General features: G+C 59.5%; 4 protein-coding genes. 2 read left to right on the top strand and 2 right to left on the bottom strand.

Features of this window, described 5'->3' with window-relative positions:
• Both AC2VNK_RS01785 and AC2VNK_RS01780 read left to right on the top strand, forming a co-directional pair.
• Window positions 1–138, top strand: a complete 138-nt coding sequence (locus AC2VNK_RS01785; RefSeq protein ID WP_486882589.1) for a BglII/BstYI family type II restriction endonuclease — start codon at window positions 1–3, stop codon at window positions 136–138.
• A complete protein-coding gene (locus AC2VNK_RS01780; protein ID WP_291520502.1) occupies window positions 138–803 on the top strand; it encodes an MT-A70 family methyltransferase in 666 nt (221 codons plus the stop codon). Before AC2VNK_RS01785 ends, AC2VNK_RS01780 begins: the two co-directional genes overlap by 1 nt.
• A gap of 9 nt (window positions 804–812) precedes the next feature.
• Here the strand turns inward: AC2VNK_RS01780 and AC2VNK_RS01775 are convergent, their stop codons facing one another.
• Window positions 813–2,087 (bottom strand): dihydroorotase, encoded by a 1,275-nt coding sequence (locus AC2VNK_RS01775; protein ID WP_486882588.1) that lies wholly within the window; start codon window positions 2,085–2,087, stop codon window positions 813–815.
• Between the two features lie 5 nt (window positions 2,088–2,092).
• Complete coding sequence (locus AC2VNK_RS01770; protein WP_486882587.1) at window positions 2,093–3,079, bottom strand: aspartate carbamoyltransferase catalytic subunit; 987 nt, start codon at window positions 3,077–3,079, stop codon at window positions 2,093–2,095.
• Window positions 3,080–3,156 lie beyond the last annotated feature (77 nt).

The raw sequence follows: 3,156 nt of genomic DNA, 5'->3' as shown, positions 1-3,156 counted from the left end.
CTGGGAAGGGGTTCCTCTTATGGTGCGTCAACCACACATATGAGTAAACTTCTGCCCCGGATTGAGGGTAGCGGCGGGGGCGGTTGTCCTTTGCTGGTATTCGGCATCACTCAATCACTCTATACAGAGGACGAATAATGATGAGCGCATCTGACGATTTGCTGGAAGCGGTAGGGAAAAGAAAATTCACCACTGTTCTCGCCGATCCACCCTGGCAGTTTCAGAACAGGACCGGGAAGATGGCGCCAGAGCACAAGCGTCTCTCCCGATACTCAACGATGACTCTGCAAGAAATAAAAGAACTTCCTGTAGAAACAATCGTCACCGACATGGCACACCTCTATCTTTGGGTGCCGAACGCGCTCCTGGCCGACGGTATGCAGGTAATGGAGCACTGGGGATTCACCTATAAAACCAATATGATATGGTACAAAATCAGAAAAGATGGTGGGCCTGACAGAAGAGGCGTCGGTTTTTATTTCCGAAATGTAACAGAGATGATCCTTTTTGGTGTCCGAGGAAAAAATGCCCGGACCTTGCAGCCGGGGAGAAGTCAGGAGAACATCATTTCTTCACAAAAGCGCGAACATAGCCGCAAACCAGACGAGCAATACGCTATCATTGAGGCATGCAGCCCCGGACCCTACCTTGAACTATTCGCCAGAGGTCCACGTAAAGGGTGGTCCGTATGGGGAAATCAGGCTGAGGAATACGCACCGAGTTGGGATACATATGCCAATCATTCACAGTCAAATGTGATTCCACTCAAGCAGAAAAAAATTATTATAACCCATCCAAAGTGAGCGTTACCCTCACCCGCGGAAAACCACCCGCCCCTCCACCAGGGTATATCGCACCTGCCCGCGCAACTCCCACTGGCCATAGGGAAGATTCCGGCCCCGGCTCCATTGCCGCGCCGGCTCCACGGTGAAATAGGACTCCGGATCGAAGATACAAAGGTCAGCGGCGGCGCCGACAGCCAGGGACGGCGCGGGCAAACCAAGGGCCTGGGCCGGGCCGACACTCAGCAGGCTCAGCACCGTCATCAAATCCACCACCCCTTCATCCACCAGCCGCAGCGTCAGGGGCAGAAGCCATTCCACGGACGCAATGCCGAAGGGCGCCTGGGTAAAGGTCATGCCCTCGCGGTCCACGCCCCAAGGGCTGTGATCACTGCTGATGGTCGTTATAACGCCCGTAGCCAGCGCATGGCGCAGGGCATCGCGCTCTGCAGTGGAGCGCAAGGGCGGCAGAATCTTGGCGTGGAGATTGAAGAAACCGACATCCTGCTCGCTGAGCAGCAGATGGTGGATACTCACACCACATGTCACCGGCTCACCACGCTGCCGCGCTGCTGCAACCTCGGCCACCGCCGCAGCGGTACTCAAATGCGGGAAATGGATGGAACAGTCGCTGAGCGCAGCAATGGCGATATCCCGCTGCACACCGATCTGCTCCGCCGCCGCCGGGCGTCCGGTCAGGCCTAAGCGGATGCTCAGACGGCCTTCGTGCATCACCCCATGGGCCGCCAACTCTGGCTCTTCGCCATGGAGTAATACGGGCAAACCCAAATCCGCAGCATAGCTCAGCGCCAGCCGCAACAAGGCCGCACTGGGTACGGGCTCTTTGGCCTGACCAAAGGCAATGGCGCCAGCCTCTGCCAAACTCGCCATCTCGGTCAGCGCCGCACCCTGAAGCTGGGTCGTAAAGGCACCGGACAGATGCACCTTGGCCAAGGCCAGACGATCCGCCAGGACGCGCTGCTCCTGTAAAACGGCCGAGGTATCCGCCATGGGCTGGGTATCCGGCCGCAGCAAAACCTGAGTCACGCCACCGGCCACCGCCGCGCATAATTCACTGGCAAGATCACCATCCCGGCCATGACCGGGCGTGTGCGCCTGAAAAGAGGTTTCGACGAAACCGGGGCAGGCGATCAAGCCACTGCCATCCAGCACCTCTTCTGCGGTAAAGTCAGAAGGCAGAGGCCCCCGCGCGACAATCCGGCCGTCGGCTATGGCCAGATCGGTGACCGCGTCAAAGCCATCGCCGGGATCCATGACCCGAATATTGCGTATGATTCTGTGCATGGTCCTCACTCCCCGCCCGCCGCGCCAGAGAGGATGGTGAGCACCGCCATCCGCACCGCCAGACCATGGGCTACCTGTTGGAGAATCACCGCCTGAGCACCATCCGCCACCTCCGAGGCGATTTCCACCCCGCGGTTCATGGGACCCGGATGCAGCACCAGCGCGCCGGGTTCTGCCCACTGCAAGCGCTCCGGGGTCAGCCCGAAGCGGCGATGAAATTCATCGAGACTGGGCAGACGGTGCGACTCCATGCGCTCCCGTTGCAGGCGCAGGGCGCAAATCACATCCACCCCGCGCAAACCGGCCTGCAGATCGTGGTAGACATGCACCCCCAGCGCCGAGAGTTCTTCGGGCACCAGGGTACGCGGGCCGATGACGCGAATTTCCGGACAGCCGAGAATGGACAAGGCATGAATCTGCGAGCGCGCCACCCGCGAATGGAGCACATCACCGACAATGGCCACCACCCGGTCTTCAATCGGCCCCGCCAAACGGCGGATGGTGAACACATCCAGCAGGGCCTGGGTGGGATGGGCGTGCTGACCGTCACCGGCATTCACTACCAGCGCCGAGTCGCCGAGATGGCGCGCGACCAGATGAACTGCTCCCGCCTCAGGATGGCGGATGACAAAACCATCCACCTGCATGGCCATCAGATTATTGACCGTATCCATGAGAGATTCGCCCTTGCTGGCACTACTGGTGCTGACGGCGATATTCAGCACATCCGCCGAGAGGCGCTTGGCGGCCAGTTCAAAGGTGCTGCGGGTCCGCGTGCTGTTCTCAAAAAAGAGATTGACGATGGTGCGGCCACGCAAGGTGGGGGTCTTTTTAACACTGCGGTGGGCAATACTGAGGAAAGACTCCGCCGTATCGAGAATCTGCAGTAATTCGCGCTCCCGGAGCCCTTCGGTACTGAGCAGATGACGCAGACGACCCTGGACGTCGTATTGCGGATTTCCTTCGCCAAAACGAAAGGTGGCTGCGCTCATGGCTGCGGCCTCCGCTGCTCCATTTCCAGACGCAAGGGGTCGGGGCCACGCAGTTTGATGTGCTCGCCCGCTGTGGC

The organism is Acidithiobacillus sp. TH-A35 (assembly GCF_057473505.1).
Note: the sequence above shows the minus strand (reverse complement) of the source record. Positions and strands in the feature narration are given on the sequence as shown.